This is a genomic window from Acidianus sp. HS-5 (assembly GCF_021655615.1).
Lineage (GTDB): Archaea > Thermoproteota > Thermoprotei_A > Sulfolobales > Sulfolobaceae > Acidianus.
The window spans coordinates 1,838,189-1,860,136 of sequence record NZ_AP025245.1 but is presented as its reverse complement, the minus strand read 5'-3'; the positions used below and the strand labels follow the sequence as shown (position 1 = coordinate 1,860,136).

Here is a 21,948-nt window from a genome sequence, read left to right as displayed (position 1 = left end):
GAAAGTATAATGAAAAACATAGTAGTTGAACCTGCAAGAGTTCAAGATATTAATAATCTACCAGTAGAATTAGCAGAAAGAAAAGGAACAGGGCATCCAGATTATATTGCAGATTCTGCATCAGAAGAGGCAAGTAGGAAGTTATCATTATATTACCTAAAGAGGTTCGGCACTATACTTCACCATAATCTAGATAAGACTCTAGTAGTAGGGGGTCAAGCTCAACCGCAATTTAAAGGAGGAGAAGTTATACAGCCTATTTATATTATAGTTGCAGGTAGGGCTACTACGGAAGTTAGAACTGAAGACGGAATTCAGAATGTCCCTATAGGTACTATAATAGTTGAAAGTGTTAAAAGCTGGATAAAAAATAATTTCAGGTATTTAGATCCAGAGAAGCATGTTATTGTTGATTATAAAGTTGGTAAAGGTTCTACAGACCTAGTTGGAATATTCAATAAAGGTAAAACAATTCCTTTATCTAATGACACTAGTTTTGGAGTAGGTTTTGCTCCATTTTCCACATTGGAAGAATTAGTATATCAAACTGAAAGAATGTTAAATTCCAAGGAAGTTAAATCTGAACTTCCAGAGATTGGTGAGGATATAAAAGTCATGGGACTAAGGAGAGGTAAAGAAATAGATCTTACAGTTGCAATGTCAACTATAAGTGAATTAATAGATGATACTAATCATTATTTAGCTATTAAGGATGAAGCTAAGCAGAAAATTTTAGACCTAGCAAGTAGAATAGCTCCAGATCATAAGGTTAATGTATATATAAACACTGGAGATAGAATAGACCAAGGAATATTGTATTTAACAGTTACTGGAACTTCTGCAGAGCATGGAGATGATGGAATGACGGGAAGGGGAAATAGAGGAGTTGGACTAATAACGCCTATGAGACCTATGTCCTTAGAAGCTACTGCAGGTAAAAATCCCGTGAATCACGTAGGTAAAATATACAACATTATGGCAATGTTAATTTCTAGGAAGATCATGGATGAAACTAAAATTAGGAACGTTCAGGTCGAGGTATTAGGTCAAATAGGCAGACCAATAGATGATCCATTAGTAGTCAACGTTGAAGTTAGTGCTGAAAATAGTAAGGTATCTGATGATTTAAAGAATGAGATCAATGGAATTGTCGACGAATATCTAGAGTCATTCAATAAGATTACCGAAATGATATTAGACGGTAAAGTTTCCATGTTTTAATTTTTGTTTCCTATATTCTTCAATGATATTTCTTACATCATTAACATCCATTTCCTTTTGTATTTCTTTTTCTTTATTTAATTTATTTATGTCGTCTAATATGTTTGATTTACAAATTATGAAATCTTTTCCTACATAGCTGAATATTACCGAGTTAACTTCTTCTCCCAAAATTCTAACTTTGTAGTCTGAAATTTCTATTAATGAATTTGATTTTATAATGTTTACATTGCCTTTCACTAAATCGTCTATTATTCTTTCGAGTTTACCTATTTTATCAGAGTAATCCTTTATTACTCCTTGAAGTTTCACAATTGATTTATTCCTTTCTTCAAGTTCTGTTTTTAATTTATAAATACGTCTATCTCTCTCAACTTCCGCATTAAACTGAGTTTTAATTTCGTATAACTTCTTTTCAATCTCATATTTTTCGTTCAGCAATTGTGAGATTACTCTTCTTAATCTAAATATTTCATGCTTTAATTCTGAATTTTCAGTTAGAGTTTTACTACCCGATTGTTTTTCCTTATTTTCAATTCTCTCAACTTTTATTATTTCCTTATTTTCTTCTTCAGCAATCTCGTTTTCAATCTGTTTTTCTATGCACTCTGCTACTGTTTTTCCTTCTATGATACACTTATATACTAAATATTCATCTATATCTAGGCCAAGTTTCCTTATAGTAGATGATGCTTGTGAGAGTTTATTTTCTAATTCTTTATATGCCTTTAATGCAGCTGCTAAAGAATCTCTAATGTGAGGATCGGTTATGTTTAAGTTATACTTCTCAGAATACTCCTGAAGCAGTTTTTGTTTCTCATCAACGCTTAATGACTTATCTGGTACGTATAATTTTGCCTTTAATATCCCTGCGATCTTTTTCACTGCGTCTGGTACAGGATTCACATCTGTGGCTATTATTATGGTTGAACCTTTTTCTGATAATTTATTTATTATCTCCTCTCTATCTATTCCTTTCTTAGACTCTAAAATCACAGGATTACTATGAACATCTATTGCGGAAATTCCTACAAAAATGCCTGGATCTATTCCAACTATTATGGGCTTTTTCTCTATCTTTTTATTAGTCTCGAAATCTATTTTAGTTTTATAAACCGGTCTAATTTCAAGGTTAACATCATGTCCCCTCATCTTCTTAACTATTCCGTATAATTTTTCTCTTGGCGCATATACTACGAATGTTGCGTTTTCTAAACCGTTCCTTGACCTCCTTAATATTACGTCATAATCTATGCTATTTTTATCAAGAGTTTCCTTTACTTCTTTAAATACTCTCAATATTAATCCTCTAATATGTCTCTTGTACCTATTGGAACTCATACCGCCAGGTCCTAAGTGTCTGCCCCTGGAAATTATTATCTTAGTTTTATTTTCTGTTAGTTTTATTTTAGTTCCTGCTCCTTTTAACGCTAAGTAGGCCGCTAAATAAGCAGTTTTACTTGGGTTGGGCTTTCCTTGAACTTCGATACCCATATTCTTAGCTACTTCTCTTATGTCCATGAACTCTCCATTATTATAAGTAACTTGGACAAGCTCTACGTTTTCAGGAAATAAGCTAACTATTTTAATTACTTGTCTATCACTTTCTCCTAGTTCATATATATTATCTGTAGCTAATACAGAAATATCATATTCCCAAGCTAATCTTATAATTTTAGATATACCTATTTCATCATATTTTTGAATTATATTTCCATTATTATCTAATATTACTATAGAATATTTTGCGTCCAATAAGTTAACCGGGCTACTTCCAGGATTTATATCTATACCCATTATCCTCATGTTTTCCCCTTGATAAAATTCATTATATAATTCAAATCTTCCGATATATCATATTTTTTATTGAAAAAGGATATTATATTATTTATATCTCTATCTAATAGCCCGTTGTCATCTTGTTTCCATTGGGGCCAATCAATTATGTACGGACTTCCATTTCCTCCAATAATTATATTGTACGGACTTAAATCTCCATGTACCATTTTATTACAGTACAGATAGGCAATTCTAAGAGAGCCTAAAATTTCATCTAATACTTCCTTAGGGTTATTTAATTCTGCCTTAAGTAAACTAGGCCCTTCTATATATTCCATAACTACTGCATTAAATGCATAACCTAAAGGTTTAGGGACTTTAGCTAAATTTTCTGATAAGCACTTTAAAGCAGTATATTCATTCTTTGCGTTATCAAGAGTTATTGAAATCCAATTTTTTCTTTCGTTATATCCTCTTAATTTTCTGGCATTCTTGTAACTTGTATTTCCTACTCTATGAAATTTTGCTATTATAGTGTTGTTATCAAAGTCATATCCATAATATACGTTACTTTCCTTACCTTCTCCTATTATTAAACCTAATCTGTTTAGGACTTTATTCACGTAAAGCATTTTTATTGATAAGATATCTAGGCCTGTGAAGGTTATTTTATAAGCTCTTTTACCAGCAATTATATCCCAAGATATTGCTTTTAATCCTCTCAGTTTTTCTAAGGAAATTCTTAACTCACTGTCTGTAAAGTTTAATCTATTTTTTAGCTCATCTTCGGTTAAATATTCGTACTTATCTTTTAATTCAACAAATGTCTTAAGTATTGAGTAATCTTCTGGAAGTACTAATGAGGTTTTTTCTGCTAAAGTAAGGGATGGCATAAGAATATTAATATAAAATTAACCTTAGGGTTATTATTGTTTGCCGTTAGTTTCTTTAACTACTTTGACAATTTTTGACTTTCCTGGTAATATTGATAGTACTTCACTTTTAAGTTCTTTACTTGGACTTATTGAATTTAATTCACTAAGTATTTTTACTATTCTATCTACAGTTCTTTCTAATTCTTCACCCGGAGATATCACTACGTAATTCTTGACTTTAGCAGAAATACTGTTTTCTGAGCCTGCTATAATTTCGAGAGTATCATCTATTTTGAAACCTATTGCAAGGCTTAATTTTACTGCTTTAATGTAGTTTTTCTTACCGTATATCATGAACGATCCTTTAGGTAAATATTCTCCAGTAGGTGGGCTTTTAGATACTTGATTGCCGTAAACCCAAAATACGTCAACTGCAGCTAAACCCATTTTCCAAGCTCTAGAATAACTTGCTGCAATAACTGCTGCATCATAAATATCCTGGTCCGTAATATTTTTCGGATTCTTAATTATAGTTGTTGCAGCACCTTGGATATCTGCATGCATGAATATATCAGTATCCTCAAGAAGCTTTCTTACTAAGCTCTCGTTTTGATCTGAGTCTTTTCCAGCTATTACTAAAAACCCATTAGTAGTAAAGCTCCAACGGTATTTCTCATACCATTCTTTCTTCCTTATTGATAGTCTTCTTCCTTCCTCTTCCCTTTTTATTTCTTTTTCAATTTCATTAAGTTTTCTCTTAAGTTCTTCCAATGTCTCTTTTGCTTTTTTCTCTTTTTCTACATATTCTTTTGCTTTATCAAAATAGAGGGATGAATTTTTAGTTACAGAGAAGCCAGGATTTATTTCTATTTCCTTGTCTCCAACTTTAATTTTCTTTTGTTTATTTTTCACGGCATTTTCAACTTCCATATAGTGCTCCATAAGGTATTTTCCTATATTTCTCAATTCTTCAGCTTTTTCTTCATATTCCTTTATATTCTCCTCTATTTGTTGAATTGTTTTCTCTAGCTTTTTCTTTTCTCCTTCAATTTTTTCTGTTGTTTTCTGTATCTCTCTTTCTTTAGTTAATTCAAGAAAATACTCATCTATAACATCATTAAACGACGTTCCTTTTTCACAGCCTTCGAATTCTATTGGCATGAAATTTATGCCTTTTTGAATACAAGGAGTTATTTTACCTTCAATAATTGATTTTTCCAATTTATCATATTCTTCTTCTACATTAGCGGTCTCAGCTAGATGTAGAGCATTTATGACGTCTTTAGGAATAACAGTCTTTTTAGGCTTTGGCGGTTGAGTATATGTCAAACCCGGCTTTACAATCCTATCTTTAAATTCTTTGTATTCAGTTGCAAATTTTATCTTATCTTGATTATCTAAAACTAAAAGTAATCCTCTTGGTAATAATTCAAGTATTATTTTCATTCCATTGCTTAACTCGATTTTTAGAATTCTTTCCTTATCCATTATTTCAATATTAGATATTATAAGGTCTCTTATTAGCTCTCTTAGAGTTTTTGCCTTATTTCCTATTTCCTTTTGAATATCATATTTAGTGAAGTTTATTCTTGTTCCTGGTTCTATTATTAAATTCCTATCATAGCTCTTGCAATGCAATTTAAATATGAACACATTTTCTAATTTTTCTAAATTATAAATGTTATCTATTCTACATCCTATTAACTCGTTTTTATTTTCAACTACCCAAGCTAGTAAATCTATATAACTCATGGAATTTTTTCTTGGTAACTTTATAGCCATCTTTTTACATTCTAAAACTGTGGATATTGAAGATAAAATTCTCTTGTTGAGAGGTATATTAGGATTAATAGCAGGAGTATTCTCAGTGTTTGCTGGATCTTTTATTTATGCATTAATAGCAGTAATAATTGCGTATATTGTTAGTATACCAGTAGTAACGTTTTACTTTAAAATTAAAAAGAATTGGCTCGTTTTTGGTAAAGGTGGTCTCACGTTAGCTATAGCTTGGTTTTTAATATTAGTTACTGTATATAATGTCTTTGGATAAAATGCAAAGCAAGTTTATTGCTGATGCAATGTTAGGAAAATTGGCTAGATGGCTTAGAATTTTAGGGTACGATACTTATTACAGTAATGATATTGAAGATTGGAAAGTGATAAAAATTGCTGAGAAAGATAAAAGAATTATATTAACTAAGGATAGAGGGCTATGTATTAGAGCGAGGAAAAGGGGTTTGGAATGCTTTTTAATTCCTCCAGATTACGATATTATAACAACTTTAGCTAAATTATCTTTAAAATATGGAATAGATTTAGAAGCTAGAATTGAAGCGTCTAGATGTTCTGAATGTAATGGTGTATTAGAAAAAACTGGTGATAATAAATGGCGTTGTACTAAATGCAAGAAAGAGTACTGGAAAGGAAAGCATTGGAAGACAATAGAAGAGATACTTATTAAGGCAAAAGCAAAGAAAGAAACAGATGAGCTTAGTTACAATTCAAGAACTAGGAATAGAGGAGGGCAAAGCACTAATCAAGATAGCAAGGCAGGCAATAATGAAAAAATTGGGATTACGAAGCTCACTCGAGTATAAGGAAAGTGAGATACTTAATAAGAAAGGCTTAGCATTTGTTACATTGGAGACTCTTTTAGGAGAGACAACTACATTACGTGGGTGTATAGGCTACGTAGAAGCGGTAGCTCCTTTAAAGGAGATCGTTAGAAATGCTGCTATAGCGGCAGCTTTTTCGGATCCTAGATTTCCCCCGTTAACGAAGGACGAGATTGGGAACATAATTATTGAAGTTACTGTATTGACTAAGCCAGAGGAAGTTATAGTTAATGAAAGGAAAGATCTACCTAAGGCGATAAAAGTAGGTAGAGACGGGTTAATAGTTGAAAAAGGAATATTATATAGTGGTTTACTATTACCACAAGTTCCTATGGAATACTGTTGGGATGAGGAGACTTTTCTAGCAGAAACTTGTTTAAAGGCAGGATTAAACCCAGATTGTTGGTTAGATAATAGTATTAGAATAAAGAGATTTGAAGGTATAATATTTAGAGAAAAGTATCCCAGCTCTGATGAAATCCTTATGATAAAACCATCTGATGTTAAATGCAAAAAGTTTGATTTTTCAGAATAACCTTTTAAGGGTTGTTAATCAATATACAAGTGGATTAACATGAGTGAAGAGGAATATGCAGAACTTTTCACTGATGAAGTAAGGGACGCTTTGAAAGACGCTTTAAAAGATATGAAAAATCCTGTTGATGTGTATGTTTTTATAGACTCGAAGGATGTTAATTGTAATTATTGCGGATTAACAAAGAAGCTGATGGAATTCGTTAGCGAAGCCGCACCACAAAGGGAGGGAAAAAGCCTACTTCAAGTTCATGTTGAAGATAAAGGTAGTGGAGACCCTTCAGTAGAGCAAATATTTAAGGAGTTTAAAGTAGAGAGAATTCCTACGGTAGCTTTTTGTAAGGGATATATAAGGTGGACCGGTGCTCCCGTCGGCGAGGAAATAAGAGCTTTAGTAGAAACTATTGTAAGATTATCTCAAGGAGAAAGTGGCTTAAGTCAGGAAACTGTACAAGCTATAAAAGATAAATTAAACGGTGAAGTTAAAGTTGAGGTAGTAGTAACTCCTTCTTGTCCTTACTGTCCTTATGCGGCACTTTTGTCTCATATGGTAGCTTATGAAGCATGTAGGGCAAATAAGTGTGATGTATTATCAGAAGTGGTAGAGGCTTATGAGAATCAAGATATCGCGGATAAATATCAAGTAATGTCAGTCCCAACACTGGCTGTAAATGAGTCAGTAGAGTTTATAGGAGTTCCTAATGAGGAGAATTTTGTTAATACGATCTTGGAAAAGCAAAAGGTAAAATGAGTATATTTTTTAAATTAAACTTATATGTTTTGGATTCTCATTAGAAGTTGAAATCATGAAGACACTTGTTATTAAACTTACAGATGAAGAGTATAAACAACTTGAAGAGGAGGCAAATAAGCAAGGCTTTGCAATACTTAGTTATTATGTTAAGTATAAGCTATTATCACAGTCTCCAAGTGATGGGATTAACAATTCTACAACCAATGTTACACAAAATATAGATGAAATCACAAAAAAGTTAGAGAGGAAAATTCAGGATATGGTAAATCCATTTACAGCTGAGGTAGAGAATTTAAAACAAAGGGTAGCTGATTTGAGTGAGAAAATAGATGAGATTGAGAGTAAGAAGAACGAGGAAGTAGAAGTTAAGCATGAGAAGCATCAATACCCGCAGCAGCCTAGTGGAGAAAAGAAGAAAACTGCTATGGATATTCTTAAGTCTCAAGGAGCAATTTATGAGAGTGAAGTAAAACTAAAGAATCCAGATTTATTCTTTGAAAAAATTGAAAAGCAAGGAGGGAAAGTCCTCTATACAGAGAAAGAAAGAATAGCCGTAGATGTGGATTTCTTTAATAACTTTGTAAAGAAACTTTCGGATATTCATACTTCAGATGATATGGAAGCACAAAAATATCTTACTAAGCAAGAACATAAGCTATTTCAAAAATTAAGACAATTAGGTATAATATATTTTGATAATAATATTAAGGCATGGAAGTTATCTGGAATTTAAATTTAGGTAAAGTTACTCCTTGTTGTCTTTGATATTTACCATTATAAGGATTCTCAACGGGAGTTAGAGTTCTTGCAAATATTAAGTGGAGGAATCTAGTTCCTCTTTTTAGTTTTACTGGGAATGCCGAGCCTAGAACTTCTATAGTTAACTGTCCTTCAAAACCAGCGTCTACTATAGTTGGGGGGACGAAAAGTCCTAGTCTAGCAAAAGAAGATCTAAGGTTAACAAAAGCCATCACGTCGGTGGGTAGCTTAATGTGCTCCTCAGTTACTAATAAAACGTGTTCATTAGGATTTATAATAAATTCTTCTCCTTTTTCTACTATATAGAACGAAGATGGATCTTTCCCATCTTCATAGACTTCCTCAGTTTTCTTAAACCGTGCTATTTCGCCACCGACTCTTAAATCTACACCGTTTTCCCTTATAGTATCTTGAATTAATGGAGAAATTGTTATCCAACCTTTTTCTAGATAATATTTTAAATCACGATCCCCAAGAATCATAAGTATCTACTACTATTTTTATTATTCACTCACAATTTATAAGGAAAATGGCTTCAGAGTAACTCTGATACTTCATCCTTCCGGCTTGCCGGTTTTCATCATCAAATATATTATATCGTAGTTCAAACTTTTATTTATGGAGTTTAAAATTATAGCTGATTACTTTGATAGATTAGAAAAGATTTCTTCAAGGCTTCAACTCACTTCACTACTTGCAGATCTTTTTAAAAATACAGATAAAAATGTTGTAGATAAGGTAGTATATTTAATTCAAGGAAAGCTTTGGCCAGATTTTCTAGGAATGCCCGAATTAGGAATAGGCGAGAAATTTCTCGTACGTGCATTATCAATAGCAACTGGTGTAAAAGATGATGATATAGAGAAAATGTACAAGTCTGTAGGAGATTTAGGTCAAGTATCTTTCGATATAAAACAAAAGCAACAATCAGCAAATATTTTAGCATTTTTAGGTGCACAAAAATCATCAACGCCACTAACAGTAGAAAAAGTTTATGATGATTTAACGAAAGTTGCAACTAGTACTGGAGAAGGTAGTAGGGACATAAAGATTAGGCTTTTAGCAGGATTGCTTAAAGACGCCTCTCCTCTAGAAGCGAAATACTTAGTTAGGTTTGTCGACGGAAGGTTAAGAGTAGGAATAGGAGATGCTACAATATTGGACGCATTAGCAATAACCTTCGGTGGAGGGCAGAATTTTAGACCTATAGTCGAAAGGGCTTACAACTTAAGAGCCGACCTAGGTAACATTGCTAAACTTTTAGCAACAGGCGGAATAGAACAAGTAAAGAATATTAAACCTCAGCCTGGAATTCCTATAAGGCCAATGCTAGCTGAAAGACTCTCAGATCCTGTAGAGATGCTGAATAAAGTAGGTAACATGGCATTAGTTGATTATAAGTACGATGGCGAGAGAGGGCAAATTCATAAGACAGGAGATAAGGTTTTCATATTTTCCAGAAGGTTAGAGAACATAACTAACCAATATCCTGACGTTGCAGAATACGTATTAAAACACGTTAAAGGTAACGAGTTTATAGTTGAAGGAGAAATAATACCTGTAGATCCAGAGACAGGAGAAATGAGGCCTTTTCAAGAATTAATGCATAGAAAAAGAAAGTCAGATATTCATGAAGCTATAAAAGAATATCCAGTTAACGTGTTCTTGTTCGATTTAATGTATTATGAGGGAGAGGATTATACAGTAAAACCCTTATCAGAAAGACGTAAGAAGCTCGAATCTATAGTTGAAGATAACGATTACGTTCATATAGCTACTCATATTATAACTGATAATGTAGATAAACTCAAGGAATTCTTCTATCAAGCAATCTCAGAAGGAGCGGAAGGCGTAATGGTGAAATCCTTAGCTCCAGATGCAATATATCAAGCTGGATCAAGAGGATGGTTATGGATAAAGTTTAAGAGAGATTACCAAAGCGAAATGGCAGATACTGTAGATTTGGTAATGGTAGGAGCTTTTCACGGTAAAGGAAGAAAAGGCGGAAAGTATAGTTCTTTCTTAATGGCGGCATATAATCCCGATAAGGACGTTTTCGAAACTGTATGTAAAGTTGCTTCAGGCTTTACGGATGCTGAATTAGATGATTTACAGAAGAAGATAGCAGAACTGAAGAGAGACGCTCCTCATCCCAGAGTAGTTTCAACCATGGTTCCAGATGTGTGGTTAACTCCATCAATTGTTGCTGAAATAATTGGTGCAGAAATAACTATATCTCCTTTACACACTTGTTGTAAAGATCAATATGCTGAGGGCGGACTATCTATAAGATTCCCTAGATTTATAAGGTGGAGGCCAGATAAAAGCCCTGAGGATGCTACTACTAATCGTGAAATCCTTGAGATGTATAAGAGCCAATTAAAGAAGATAGAAGAAAAACCCTCAGATCAAAATGTATAAGTTTTTATAAAATAACGTATAGATATGTCTTGTGTTCTACGATATTAAGAAAACTGGTGCAATACTTCTTGGTAATAACTTTACGGTTGACGGTCATTATGATCGAAATTTTAGAGTTGTAACACATTTTCATGCCGATCATATTTTACAATTGAAAAAGAGCATTTCGTCTTGCATAGGTATTATATCAACTCCACCAACTCTTGAAGTCCTCTCTATCCTGGGATATAATATACCTAAGAGAAAAGCAATAGGAATAAACTATGGTATAAAAATTGTAATAGAAGACGAAAAAATAGAACTAGTTCAAGCAGATCATGTTTTTGGTGCAGCCCAGGTAGTTGTAAGTAATTCCAATGGTGAAAGTATAGGCTATACCGGTGATTTTAAGAGCCCTGGAAAAGGAACTCCTATACTTAATACAGACGTATTGGTTGTTGATACAACTTACGGGAAGCCTATCTTTAGGAGAAAATTTAGGGACGAAGTTGAAACTTTATTTTCAGATTATATAAATGATTCTCTAATTTATGGTCCTGTGAGAGTTTACGCATATTATGGGAAGATTCAAGAGGCTATGAAAATACTAAGGAGAAACGGAATAACAGCTCCTTTTATAGTAGATGGTAAGGTAAAGGAAATTACTGACGTTGCAATAAAATACGGTCTTGAAATTAAAGATGTTTTTTCTGCAAGTAGTAATGAAGCCAAGGATATAATAAGAGACGGCTGGTATGTTGAATTCAAGCACTTTCATGATTTTAAAAATAGAGATTCTAAATTCGCAAACTTTGCATTGTCTGGTTGGGAATTCTCTAGTCCGATAAGAGATGTAGATAATAAATCTAAAATAGTTGCACTTAGTGATCATGCTGATTTTGATGAGTTAGTTTATTATGTCGATTCATCTCCAGCATCTTTAATAGTTACGGATGGAGGAAGGAAAGGATATTATAAGGAGTTTGCAGAATATGTTAATAAATACCTTAATAAGAAGGCTATAAGTTTGCCCAAGGATTAAATAACCATCTTTTCCTCAATAAGTTTTTCCTCTTTAAACCTATCCGGGGAAAATATCTGAATGAATTTATTTTTCCTATTATCAGCTATTAAATCTGCCATTATTTTTCCAGAATAAGGAGCGAACATCATACCATGTCCGCTATATCCTGCATCAACATATAGTCCTTCCGGCCAATTATTATCATATCCCATTACGTGGGAGTGATCTGGCGTCATTTCATAATATCCCGACCATCCCCTCAATATTCCTATACCGTCTATACCTCTTACTACTTCCCTTAATCTCTTCAAGTATTCTATAGAATCTAGAAAAGACACAGAAAATTCCTTGAAGCCTATATCCTCCTTTTCTATTCCACCTATTATTTCTCCTTTAAGCGTGTGAGAGAAATAAATTTCCCTTTTAAAGTCTATAACTAGCGGTTTAATTTTAAATTTAACATCTTCTGTTATGAATATTTCCTTTCTATCAGGATATATAGGTAAATTTATGTTTGAAGTTTTTAATAATTCTCCAGACCATGCTCCAGCAGTTACTACTATTATATTATCTTTTATTTCCTCTCCGCTTTCAAGTTTAATTCCAGTAGATTTTCCATTATTCTGTAAAATTTTTACTACTTTTCCATATTTTATACTAACCTTGTCTTTTATCTTGTCATAATAACTGTAAATTATATAATCATGATGAAATGCTCCATCTTGAGGAGCGAAATAGCAAGTCTCATCTATTTTAAGGAATTCAAATTCACTACATTCCAAAAATTCTCCACCGATGGAGTAAGAAGTCCACAAGGAATGTAATTTTCTAAAATTCTGAATTAAATTTTCATTATCTAAAAGCCATAAGTATCCAGTCTTATATATTAAAGGATTATATTTTAACTCTCTCCTTTGCGAAATAAGGTATTTTATACCTTCTAAAGCGAACTCTGTATTTTCTTTACTGTAAAAATGATATCTATACCTACTGGCATTTCTTCCACTTGAACCGTAACCCACCCTATTTTGCTCTATGAGGACTATGTCTCTGATCCCTTTTTTGACTAAGTGGTAGGCTAAACTGAGTCCATGACCTCCAGCTCCTATTATAATCATTCTACCACATTGGATATAAAGGGGATCTGAAAGTTATCAGCTTATTGCTTTCTAAATAATCTCCGGCTAAAAAGCTACAGATCTTCCCTTGGCAATACCCAGTTGAAATTCCAAGAGTTCTTTTCATTTCCTCAACTGATTTATAACCTTTTTTATATTGTTCCTCTATTTCATTAAGTTTAACGTCCTCGCATTCACAGATGTAACCATTTCCGAAGAAATAAGGCGACTCAGACTCTTTCTTTTGGTAAATATATGTTTCCTTTAATCTAGCTGTAAACTCATCGATATTCTCGTCGAATATAACTTTTCCGCTTATGAAAGATAATTCGTAGTCGCTAATTCCTCTCATACCTCCTGTCACATAATAAGTATTGTTGACTTTACCTTTAATATCACTTATCGGAAGATAAATATGAGCTCCACTATAATAACTGTATTCAATTCCTAGATTACTTGCTATTTCAATTCTAGGTTGTCTAACTATTGCAAAGACTACCGCGTCCACTACTTCTTTTCCATAATCATGAGTGAGTATAATTTTCTTTCCTTTTCTTGAAGCTTTAAGGTGAGTTACTTTTAGAAAATCTATTCCTTTATTCTCAGCTAATTCCAAGTATTTTTTAGAGAAATTTTCCGTCCCGTTTCTTAAGATTACTTTAGATTTAGATATTAATGCGGTTCTAATTGCATCATCAGTAGAGCCTATAACTACTATATTTTTGAATATATTTGAGAATTTCAAGTACATCCTTCTTGATATTATGCCTGGTAAATCGTTCCCCGGAAAAATTGGAGGTAAAAATCTTGAACCTGAGGCTAAGATTATTTTTGCAGGTTTTCTTATTATTAAGTATTTATCCTTAAGTCTAAAAACAAGACCCTCATCAAATGCTCCAACAAATTTTCCCTCAATTATTCTGTTATTATTTTCTTTAATTATTGACTTAATTCTATTTTTAAAATTATTATCTTCATAAGTAGGATCTAAGAATATTTCGTCATCAAAAATTTGTGAGATTAAAACACAATTTTTACAGTTCTCTAACGCAGAAATGCCACTAATTCCTCCACCTATTATTATATCGGTAATTTTATCGTCAATTTCACTTCTTATTTCTTGTCCTTTTTCATAATATTCCGGTAGATTAAGAAATCTAGGAACGTTATTAAGAATAAACTCGTTTCTAAGAAATTTACTATGTATTATTGAAGAGTTAAAACTGAGGGGTAATTGAAAACCGTAAGAAGAAGTGTAATATTTATCAAAATTTTCACATATTTTAATCCTTTTTCCATTCTCTACTATTTCAGTATAAGGTAATCCTTCCTCGCAGTCTTTAGGAAATCTGTACCTCTTATGCTTCTTACTTTTAATCATCTTAATACCTCTACTAATGCTCTCCCATCAGACTTCTTATTCTGAACATTAAATACTTTCAAAATTGTTGGGGCAATATCTATAATTCTAGCTTCCATTTTTTCTCTATTTTTTCTTATTTTACTACCATGGGCAAAAAATACTCCATAGAGGTCTTCTTTCCTAAAATAACCGTGATCTCCTGTAGACATCTTATAAGGTGTAACTTGTTTTATTATCTCTTCATCGTTACTTTCAACGTCACTACTCATTCCGTATAAATATCTCGGAGTAATTTCTATGTCTCCTTCTCTATCTCCTGCAGGGTTTTCCTTTTCATAAATTCTTGTGAAAACTTTTTCTCCATCATCTATTATATTTTCCAAGTTTCTTACAATATATTTAACCAATTTCGGAAATTCTTCCTTACTTACTATTCCGTTTTCTTCCCTATTCTTCAAGTTTATCCTAATTATACCTCCTCCACCGTAAAACGCTTTAGTCTTTCTCCAATCAATTTTCCCATCTTCAATTTTTAATACATTTATTCTCTCTAAAATCTTATTGATATACACTTTTTTCTTTATTTTTGAAATCCCATGATCTGAACATACAAATATCGTCTCAGCGTACTTAGAGTTAAGTTCAACAAACTTATCTGCGAGTTTATATGCGTTGAATATTACATCAAGAGCTTTAGAATCTTCTATTCCGTACATCAAATGCTGTAAATTATCTATAGTCGGAAGGTAAGTTATAGCAAAGTCCCAGTTAGTTTTTGTTAAGAGATATTCGGTATAACTGTAGAAGAAGTTGTATGACAATTCTACAGTTTTCATGTATTCTTCGAGAGAAATTAATCCTTTATTTAGTGATTTATAATCTCCATCTAGTATTATACCTTCTTTTAAAGCAACGTTATTCCAAATATCTTCTAGGAGATTTTTATTGTTACCCCATTCAGTAAGAAATGACGGAGGAGTTAGGTAAATGTCTTTTTCTCTAGCATGTAAAAAGGCTATGCCCTTGACGTCTTTTCCTCCGCATTTAGCATCAAATTCTATAGGATTACTCCACTCTCCTTGACTTAGCTTTACTTCCTTACTGTCTGGCAGAGAAACATAAAATGTATCATTATCAATTTTTACATTCCATTTGTTTCCCGATATCTTATTTTCTCCTTCTTTTAGGACGTATCCCTTTGTGCATTTCTTAATCTTTGATCTGTATGGATCAAATAGCATTACATTTTCGAGTTTCCATTTATCTGGTAAAGCCTGAGGAGCGGAAGATACTAATACTTTGAAGCCTTTTTTACCTAGTATGCTCCATATTGGTTCTGCAGTCAATGAAGAACTATTGTAAGCAGTTAATGGATACGAAAGTTTTCTTCCTTTAACGAAAATTTTTGGTGCAATAATACCGTGATTTTTAGGCTGTAAACCTGTAAAAAGAGATGCTAAAGCTATGGGAGTTATTGCAGGATAAACGCTTTCTAATTTACCGTAAACGCCTTCTTGCGAGAACTTGTATAAGGTACCAAGATGGTAAAGAAAGTTATCAACTAGATGAAAGGACATTCCGTCTATTACTGTTAGTATTACTTTCAATTGCTCACCTTTATTCCCTTAATTTCTTTTCAAGATCTTCTCTTAACTTTAAGGTCTGAATCATGTTAATATGTTGTCGATATATTTTTCCCTTAGTATCGAAACTAAGTGCGAATTCATATATTCCTTGATTATCTTTGAATTGCCCGAAAACATCGTATTTATTTTTATATTGCTGAAGAAATTTAATGTCTAAAGAATCATCAATTATGTTCGGATTAATTTTCTTCAAAATTTTTAGTAGTTCTTCTCTTACATCATCCATTAAGCTTCACTTCCTTTCTAATTAAGTCAATTACGCCTTCTATATCATATATTTTGCTTTGAAAAATCTTTAGGTCCGGTCTTAGAGATAAAATCGTCCTAGTAGTCATAGGACCTATGCTGATTATTTTATAACAACTCCTAAGATAAGTTGCAACAGTTTTTGATATTTCTGAACTGGTTAAAACTACAACATCAGCTTTACAATTTTCTAGATAGTATTTACTTTTTTCCAAATTTTCTTTATCAACTACTGTATCGTAATCATATATTTCATAGTATTCAATATCTTGAAGAGACTTTCTTAAATCATCTGAAGCTTTCTTACTCCTTATTGCAGTTAAGGATCTTACTCCTTTACTTCTAATAAAATATGCCAAACTTAGACTATCATAGTCTTGCGGATATTCTGATTTGATACCGTGTTTTAGTAACTCTTGGGCAGTACTTTTGCCTATAGAGAAGATTTCTTTTTCCTTTATCTTATCAAGATCGTGAAAACATTTTACAGCATTAGAACTGGTGAAAGCATAAGCCTCTGTTGAAGGTAAAGGAGGATAGTCTGTACAAACTGGAGTAAATATAGGTATATTTATAATCTCTGCAAAATCAACTATAGGTAATTTACTACCTTCAGGTCTAAGGAATAAGATTCTCATTCTTCATCTCTCCTAGAAGTAATTTTCCAAGCTCACGCCCTACATCTTTAGGATCTCCTTTTCTCTCTATTGTTACTGTTATCTTTCTCTTACCGTCAGAGAAACTCGCCATGCCAGATAAGTTACCATCAATTTGTTCAAAATAAACTCCAAATGGTGAATGACATCCTCCACCTACTATTTCCATTGTACTTCTTTCTGCTATTGCCTCATTAAAAGTCCGTTGATCATGTAATTCTGTCAATATTTTTCTCATTTTTTCATCATTCTTTCTACCTACAACTGCTATTATTCCCTGGTTTGCCTCTGGAGTAAAATCAATAGGATTAAGCCTAAAGTATTTTACGTTTAAGTTAAGCCTAAGTATAGAAGCCTCAGCTATTATTATTCCATTATACTCTTCAGAATTGTATTTTTTAATTCTCGTATCGATATTACCTCTCAAATCCTTAACTGTTATATCAGGTCTTAAAAATGTTATAAAGTTCTTCCTTCTAATACTGCTTGTTCCTACAACTGCCTTACTCTCTAAATCGAAAACGTCTTTTTTAGAAACTAAAACATCGTAAGGTGAATCTCTTTTTACTGTAGCCATTATATCCAATTCTTCATTTATGGCGCTTGTTAAATCCTTCATGCTATGGACAGCTAAATCCGCAAGCCCCTTTATTACATACTCATTAACTTCCTTTTCAAATACTCCTTTCCCTAGTTTATATAGCGGTTCCGTAGCAAATAGGTCAGCCTTAGTTTTAACACTTATAAATTCAGTGTCATATCCTAGTTTATTCAAGTAATCAGAAACAACCTTAACTTGAATTAAACTCAGTTGGCTATTCCTGGCCGCAATTCTTATCAACTTAAATCACTTGACCTTTTGATGGCAAGAATACTATCATCGATCACATTATCGTTGTAATGTGCAAGAGACGTGAAAACTGATTCAAATTGGCTTGGGGGAAAGTACACTCCATTTTTCATTAAATTCACTTGGAATTTTAGATAAACCTCCTTCTTTGCAAGCTTAGCTTCTCTTGCATTACTAATTTTCTCAACTCCGAAGAATATTTGGAACATGTTCTTTACTCTATTCACTACATGAGGATACTTTATTCTTTCCAACTCTTCCTCTATTTTTTCCGCGACATATGTTGTCTTCTCAATTACGTTTTCCCTCTCTAATACATCTAGTGTAGCTAAACCTGCAGTCAATGATACTGGATTTGCATTAAAGGTTCCCGCATTAAATACCTTACCACTGGGCGTGAGCATATCCATTATTTCTCTCTTTCCTCCAAAAGCACCTATAGGAAATCCACCGCCTATTATTTTACCTAGAGTAGTAATATCAGCATTAACTCCGAAATATTCTTGTGCTCCTCCCATTGATAGCCTAAAGCCAGTTATTACTTCATCAAGGATTAACAATGTATTATAAGTAGAAGTAATTTCTCTTAATCCCTTTAGGAAATCCTTCTCAGGTGGTATTACTCCCATATTACCCATTACTGGCTCTACAATAACTGCAGCAATATCTTCATTTTTTACTTTCTTTTCAACGCATTGTAAATCATTATATTCGCATATTATGACAGTTTTAAGTACCTCTTGTGGTATTCCTTCAGAATTTGGAACTCCAAATTCGCTTGCCGCACTCCCAGCATCTACAAGTGCATAGTCGTGAGCTCCATGATAGTTTCCATTAAATTTCAGTATTTTTTGTCTCTTAGTATAGCCTCTGGCTAACCTTATTGCGTTCATGGTAGCCTCAGTTCCGCTATTCACAAACCTTATTTTTTCAATCGATGGCATATGTAGAGAAATTTTCTTAGCAAGTTCTATTTCCACGCGTGAAGGAGTCCCGAAAAGCCAACCTTTATCAATTTGTTCAATTACTCTCTCCTTTACATATTCATTTGCATGTCCTAAAATTAATGGTCCGTAACCTAGTACATAATCAATTAACGCGTTCCCGTCTTCCGTATAAATATAAGCTCCTTTACCTTGAGTTACGTAAAAAGGATGGGGTTTTACTGCGGCTCTTACAGGACTGTTAACTCCTCCTGGGAAGTGCTTTAAAGCTTCTTTCCATAATTCATCGCTCAAAACGGTAACCCCTCCTTAAGCCATCTTGCAATATCATTAGCATAATATGTGAGTATTAAATCTGCACCTGCTCTCTTAATTGCGGTAGTTATTTCTAACACTGCTATTCTTTCATCTATCCATCCATTTAATGCTGCTGCCTTAATCATTGAATACTCTCCGCTTACATGATATGCCGCTAAAGGATAGTCTGGAAAATTATCTTTAACCAATCTTATCACGTCAAGGTAAGTATGCGCAGGTTTTACCATTAGCATGTCTGCTCCTTCTTCTATGTCAAGTCTTGCCTCCTTTAATGCTTCGTAAGCATTTCTAGGATCCATCTGGTAAGATTTTCTATCTCCGAATGCGGGTTTTGAGTATGCAGCATCTCTAAATGGCGAATAGAAAGTTGAAGCATATTTTACGCTATAAGACATGATTAGAGTATCAGCATAGCCGTTCTCATCTAAGGTTTTTCTAATAGCTCCTACAACTCCGTCCATCATACTTGAAGGAGCTATAACATCTGCTCCTGCCTCTGCCTGAGAAAGAGCAATTTTAGCGTGTATTTTTAAGCTTTCGTCGTTGTCTACAAAATATTCTCCTTTGCTGTTATACTTTACTATTCCACAATGACCGTGAGAAGTATATTCATCTGTGCACTCATCAGTTATTAGTATTAATTTATCCCCAAAAGTTTCTTTTAGAAGTCTAACGCTGGCTTGTATTACTCCGTTTTTATCGTAAGCAGAAGATGCGATATCATCCTTATATTTAGGAATTCCGAAAAGTATCGCATTCTTTATTCCATTATCGTAACTACTTTCAACGAATTTTACTAACTTATCATTTGGAGGATAACGATATACTCCAGGCATGCTCTTTATTTCTTCTTCTTTAGGAATTCCTTCTTTCACGAATATAGGTAAAATTAGATTTTTTTCAGTTAGGCTGGTTTCTGCTATCATATCTCTTATTAACTTGCTTTTCCTCAATCTCCTTGGTCTTACCGTCGGAAAGCTTGCCATCATTAAATAATTCCATTATCAAGTTAATGTAGTTTGTCTCATTATTTCTTACAGCTTCTTTAATTTTAGATAACAATGGATAAAACATTTTCTTTATCATTGATTTAGTCATAGCGTTAAGAACTTCCTCAGCATTATCTCCATTAAGTTCTTTTAATGCTCTCTTTACTTCATTTTGCCTAATTTCTTCTATACTTTTCATTATTTGTGATGCAATTATATCATACTTTAAATTCTCATAATCTATAGCAAAGTCTCTCATTCCTTCTTCTATAATTTCTTTTGCCTTACTTAGTTCACTCATTCTCTTTTTCCTTATTTCTTCAGATATCTGTTGTAAATTCTTTAGAGTATATACATTGTTACCTTGAAAGATCGGTGGTGACGATAAATCAATAATGAACTTGTTATCAATTTTTAGAATTCTAGGATAAAATATTGCCGAGAATATTACATCAAAATTCTCAAGTTTTGAGAAGTCAAGGCTAGAGTAGGAATAACCATATTTTTCTGCAAGTTCTTTAGCTCTTTCTATTGTTCTATTCAAAACTATTACGTTTTTTGCTCCTTCAGAATTTAGCATTGATATTAATCTACTCCCTATTTGTCCTGCGCCTATTACAGCTATACTCGCAGACTTTAGATCTACTCTAGTCTTAGCTAATTCTATTGCAATAGAATACAAGCCTACTTTTCCTTTAGATATACTAGTTAGTTGTCTTACTCTTCTTCCGGTCTTTATTGCTCTATTAAATAAGATTTCTAGCTCCTTTCCTATCATGTTTAATTTTTTTGCGTTTTCTAATGAAAGTTTTACCTGGCTTAATATTTCATATTCTCCTATAGCCATTGAATCTATTCCTGAAGCAACTTCAAAGAGGTGCTCTATAGCCTTAGTTCCAGAAAGGACTGTTGCGTCAGTGCTTATTTTCTTGCCGTGCACTTGATCTAGGAAATTTAACAGTTTTGTAGGTGTATTTGAGTCCTCAGAATATAAGTAAATTTCTATTCTATTGCAAGTTTGTATTATTGCCATTTGTGCGCCTATAATATTATGAATTAGGGATATTTCGTTCTCTCTAAGGTAATGCGAGGATAGGTTATCAAATCCTATTGTCTTATATGTATATATTATTGCAAAATATTTTTCTTCAATTTCATTTAGTATACTCATTGATGATCTCCTCCGCTCTACTTATTGCTTCATCATATTTTTTATTAATTAAAAAATTTGAAAATAACTTATCATAAAATATTTTATAATATAATGTGAATCTAATAGACGGATCGTTAATTTTTTCCTTAGCGATTTCCTTAACCTTTGCCATTGCGTTAGTTAGCATATTCACAAAGTCTTTCCTCTCGGAAAGATAATCAAGAATTTCGTTAAGTATGAACTCAGAAACAAGGCTTGACTTACCGTAAGTAGTTACAGCGATCTCGTAGCTATTATCTGAATAAAATATAGGTACAATAAAATTCGAATCCTCAGGATTTGTAGGATTATTACATAATTTTCCCAAATTTTTTGCCATGTCACAAAGCTTAGAATTCAGCTCTTTATTATTAGTTGCTGTAATTATTATTTCGAATTTTCTTAAAAAATCTTCAGATAAGTTCTCAGCGCTCATCTCTATTTTTTCTATCGGAGAATTGAGTAAATCTTCTGAAAAATTTTCACTTACAACCGTTACATTTGCATTATAGTTGTGAAATTTTATTGCTCTTTTACTTCCTACTTTCCCTCCTCCAATTACTAGGATTCTGAATTTTGCTAGGTCTAATATAACTGGAAAGTACGGTAAGTTTGACACTATAATTTATTGGATGCATAACATATAAACCTAATTATAATGACAA

22 protein-coding genes are annotated in these 21,948 nt (G+C 32.8%); 8 read left to right on the top strand and 14 right to left on the bottom strand.

All coding sequences use genetic code 11. The features are described from left to right. The first annotated feature begins 6 nt into the window (after positions 1–6). Positions 7–1,221: a methionine adenosyltransferase gene (locus HS5_RS09940; RefSeq protein WP_236753534.1), complete on the top strand. Its 1,215-nt coding sequence runs from the start codon at positions 7–9 to the stop codon at positions 1,219–1,221. On the opposite strand, the gene HS5_RS09935 is transcribed toward HS5_RS09940, so the two are convergent. The 3 genes from HS5_RS09935 to HS5_RS09925 are packed head-to-tail and all read right to left on the bottom strand — an operon-like array spanning position 1,195 to position 5,657. Then, entirely contained in the window at positions 1,195–3,027 is a 1,833-nt protein-coding gene (locus HS5_RS09935; protein WP_236751247.1) for a DUF460 domain-containing protein, read from the bottom strand. The two genes, HS5_RS09940 and HS5_RS09935, sit on opposite strands and share 27 nt — an antisense overlap. Next, entirely contained in the window at positions 3,024–3,893 is an 870-nt protein-coding gene (locus tag HS5_RS09930; RefSeq protein WP_236751246.1) for an RIO1 family regulatory kinase/ATPase, read from the bottom strand. Before HS5_RS09930 ends, HS5_RS09935 begins: the two co-directional genes overlap by 4 nt. Before the next feature lie 33 nt (positions 3,894–3,926). Continuing rightward, on the bottom strand, positions 3,927–5,657 hold the full coding sequence (locus HS5_RS09925; RefSeq protein ID WP_236751245.1) for an NFACT family protein: 1,731 nt from the start codon (positions 5,655–5,657) through the stop codon (positions 3,927–3,929). A 19-nt stretch (positions 5,658–5,676) separates the two neighbouring features. Between HS5_RS09925 and HS5_RS09920 the strand changes: the two genes are divergently transcribed. From HS5_RS09920 to HS5_RS09900, 5 genes are read left to right on the top strand one after another with little or no spacing between them, the layout of a single operon-like run. Next, positions 5,677–5,925 (top strand): hypothetical protein, encoded by a 249-nt coding sequence (locus HS5_RS09920; protein ID WP_236751244.1) that lies wholly within the window; start codon positions 5,677–5,679, stop codon positions 5,923–5,925. Then, positions 5,912–6,472, top strand: a complete 561-nt coding sequence (locus HS5_RS09915; RefSeq protein ID WP_346729543.1) for a Mut7-C RNAse domain-containing protein — start codon at positions 5,912–5,914, stop codon at positions 6,470–6,472. Before HS5_RS09920 ends, HS5_RS09915 begins: the two co-directional genes overlap by 14 nt. Then, a complete protein-coding gene (gene amrA, locus HS5_RS09910; protein ID WP_236751243.1) occupies positions 6,360–7,025 on the top strand; it encodes an AmmeMemoRadiSam system protein A in 666 nt (221 codons plus the stop codon). The genes HS5_RS09915 and amrA overlap by 113 nt, the downstream gene beginning before the upstream one ends. Before the next feature lie 39 nt (positions 7,026–7,064). Next, the gene (locus tag HS5_RS09905) at positions 7,065–7,775 is read left to right on the top strand and encodes a thioredoxin family protein (RefSeq protein ID WP_236751242.1); all 711 of its coding nucleotides are present in this window, start codon (positions 7,065–7,067) and stop codon (positions 7,773–7,775) included. Between the two features lie 55 nt (positions 7,776–7,830). Next, positions 7,831–8,511, top strand: a complete 681-nt coding sequence (locus tag HS5_RS09900) for a CopG family transcriptional regulator (RefSeq protein ID WP_236751241.1) — start codon at positions 7,831–7,833, stop codon at positions 8,509–8,511. On the opposite strand, the gene dcd is transcribed toward HS5_RS09900, so the two are convergent. Continuing rightward, complete coding sequence (gene dcd / locus HS5_RS09895; RefSeq protein ID WP_236751240.1) at positions 8,483–9,019, bottom strand: dCTP deaminase; 537 nt, start codon at positions 9,017–9,019, stop codon at positions 8,483–8,485. The two genes, HS5_RS09900 and dcd, sit on opposite strands and share 29 nt — an antisense overlap. 136 nt (positions 9,020–9,155) lie before the next feature. Here dcd and HS5_RS09890 point away from each other — a divergent pair, with 136 nt between their 5' ends. Further along, complete coding sequence (locus HS5_RS09890) at positions 9,156–10,958, top strand: ATP-dependent DNA ligase (RefSeq protein WP_236751239.1); 1,803 nt, start codon at positions 9,156–9,158, stop codon at positions 10,956–10,958. A 31-nt stretch (positions 10,959–10,989) separates the two neighbouring features. After that, positions 10,990–11,979 carry an MBL fold metallo-hydrolase gene (locus HS5_RS09885; protein ID WP_236751238.1) on the top strand — a complete coding sequence of 330 codons (990 nt, stop codon included), beginning with the start codon at positions 10,990–10,992 and terminating at the stop codon, positions 11,977–11,979. Here the strand turns inward: HS5_RS09885 and HS5_RS09880 are convergent. Genes HS5_RS09880 through HS5_RS09835 form a run of 10 tightly spaced genes read right to left on the bottom strand, consistent with a single transcriptional unit; the run spans position 11,976 to position 21,902 of the window. Continuing rightward, positions 11,976–13,079 (bottom strand): FAD-binding oxidoreductase, encoded by a 1,104-nt coding sequence (locus HS5_RS09880; protein WP_236751237.1) that lies wholly within the window; start codon positions 13,077–13,079, stop codon positions 11,976–11,978. The genes HS5_RS09885 and HS5_RS09880 overlap by 4 nt on opposite strands. Position 13,080: 1 nt before the next feature. Beyond that, a complete protein-coding gene (locus HS5_RS09875; RefSeq protein ID WP_236751236.1) occupies positions 13,081–14,460 on the bottom strand; it encodes a (2Fe-2S)-binding protein in 1,380 nt (459 codons plus the stop codon). Then, positions 14,457–16,049, bottom strand: a complete 1,593-nt coding sequence (locus HS5_RS09870; protein ID WP_256445544.1) for an alkaline phosphatase family protein — start codon at positions 16,047–16,049, stop codon at positions 14,457–14,459. Before HS5_RS09870 ends, HS5_RS09875 begins: the two co-directional genes overlap by 4 nt. A 10-nt stretch (positions 16,050–16,059) precedes the next feature. Continuing rightward, positions 16,060–16,314, bottom strand: a complete 255-nt coding sequence (locus tag HS5_RS09865) for a hypothetical protein (protein WP_236751235.1) — start codon at positions 16,312–16,314, stop codon at positions 16,060–16,062. After that, positions 16,307–16,972 carry a uroporphyrinogen-III synthase gene (locus HS5_RS09860; RefSeq protein WP_236751234.1) on the bottom strand — a complete coding sequence of 222 codons (666 nt, stop codon included), beginning with the start codon at positions 16,970–16,972 and terminating at the stop codon, positions 16,307–16,309. The genes HS5_RS09865 and HS5_RS09860 overlap by 8 nt, the downstream gene beginning before the upstream one ends. Beyond that, a complete protein-coding gene (hemC, locus tag HS5_RS09855; RefSeq protein ID WP_236751233.1) occupies positions 16,953–17,831 on the bottom strand; it encodes a hydroxymethylbilane synthase in 879 nt (292 codons plus the stop codon). Before hemC ends, HS5_RS09860 begins: the two co-directional genes overlap by 20 nt. After that, positions 17,828–19,078, bottom strand: coding sequence for a glutamate-1-semialdehyde 2,1-aminomutase (hemL, locus tag HS5_RS09850; protein WP_236751232.1), 1,251 nt, complete (start codon positions 19,076–19,078; stop codon positions 17,828–17,830). Before hemL ends, hemC begins: the two co-directional genes overlap by 4 nt. Beyond that, positions 19,075–20,088, bottom strand: a complete 1,014-nt coding sequence (hemB, locus tag HS5_RS09845; RefSeq protein ID WP_236751231.1) for a porphobilinogen synthase — start codon at positions 20,086–20,088, stop codon at positions 19,075–19,077. Before hemB ends, hemL begins: the two co-directional genes overlap by 4 nt. Further along, positions 20,003–21,262: a glutamyl-tRNA reductase gene (locus HS5_RS09840; protein WP_236751230.1), complete on the bottom strand. Its 1,260-nt coding sequence runs from the start codon at positions 21,260–21,262 to the stop codon at positions 20,003–20,005. The genes hemB and HS5_RS09840 overlap by 86 nt, the downstream gene beginning before the upstream one ends. After that, entirely contained in the window at positions 21,246–21,902 is a 657-nt protein-coding gene (locus tag HS5_RS09835; protein WP_236751229.1) for a bifunctional precorrin-2 dehydrogenase/sirohydrochlorin ferrochelatase, read from the bottom strand. The genes HS5_RS09840 and HS5_RS09835 overlap by 17 nt, the downstream gene beginning before the upstream one ends. Positions 21,903–21,948 lie beyond the last annotated feature (46 nt).

Excerpts from the sequence above, each read along its gene's own strand:
- HS5_RS09935 (WP_236751247.1), bottom strand. The coding sequence starts at position 3,027 with ATGAGGATAATGGGTATAGATATAAATCCTGGAAGTAGCCCGGTTAAC.
- HS5_RS09930 (WP_236751246.1), bottom strand. The coding sequence starts at position 3,893 with ATGCCATCCCTTACTTTAGCAGAAAAAACCTCATTAGTACTTCCAGAA.
- HS5_RS09925 (WP_236751245.1), bottom strand. The coding sequence starts at position 5,657 with ATGGCTATAAAGTTACCAAGAAAAAATTCCATGAGTTATATAGATTTA.
- HS5_RS09915 (WP_346729543.1), top strand. The coding sequence starts at position 5,912 with ATGTCTTTGGATAAAATGCAAAGCAAGTTTATTGCTGATGCAATGTTA.
- amrA (WP_236751243.1), top strand. The coding sequence starts at position 6,360 with ATGAGCTTAGTTACAATTCAAGAACTAGGAATAGAGGAGGGCAAAGCA.
- HS5_RS09905 (WP_236751242.1), top strand. The coding sequence starts at position 7,065 with ATGAGTGAAGAGGAATATGCAGAACTTTTCACTGATGAAGTAAGGGAC.
- HS5_RS09900 (WP_236751241.1), top strand. The coding sequence starts at position 7,831 with ATGAAGACACTTGTTATTAAACTTACAGATGAAGAGTATAAACAACTT.
- dcd (WP_236751240.1), bottom strand. The coding sequence starts at position 9,019 with ATGATTCTTGGGGATCGTGATTTAAAATATTATCTAGAAAAAGGTTGG.
- HS5_RS09890 (WP_236751239.1), top strand. The coding sequence starts at position 9,156 with ATGGAGTTTAAAATTATAGCTGATTACTTTGATAGATTAGAAAAGATT.
- HS5_RS09880 (WP_236751237.1), bottom strand. The coding sequence starts at position 13,079 with ATGATTATAATAGGAGCTGGAGGTCATGGACTCAGTTTAGCCTACCAC.
- HS5_RS09875 (WP_236751236.1), bottom strand. The coding sequence starts at position 14,460 with ATGATTAAAAGTAAGAAGCATAAGAGGTACAGATTTCCTAAAGACTGC.
- HS5_RS09865 (WP_236751235.1), bottom strand. The coding sequence starts at position 16,314 with ATGGATGATGTAAGAGAAGAACTACTAAAAATTTTGAAGAAAATTAAT.
- HS5_RS09860 (WP_236751234.1), bottom strand. The coding sequence starts at position 16,972 with ATGAGAATCTTATTCCTTAGACCTGAAGGTAGTAAATTACCTATAGTT.
- hemB (WP_236751231.1), bottom strand. The coding sequence starts at position 20,088 with ATGGCAAGCTTTCCGACGGTAAGACCAAGGAGATTGAGGAAAAGCAAG.
- HS5_RS09840 (WP_236751230.1), bottom strand. The coding sequence starts at position 21,262 with ATGAGTATACTAAATGAAATTGAAGAAAAATATTTTGCAATAATATAT.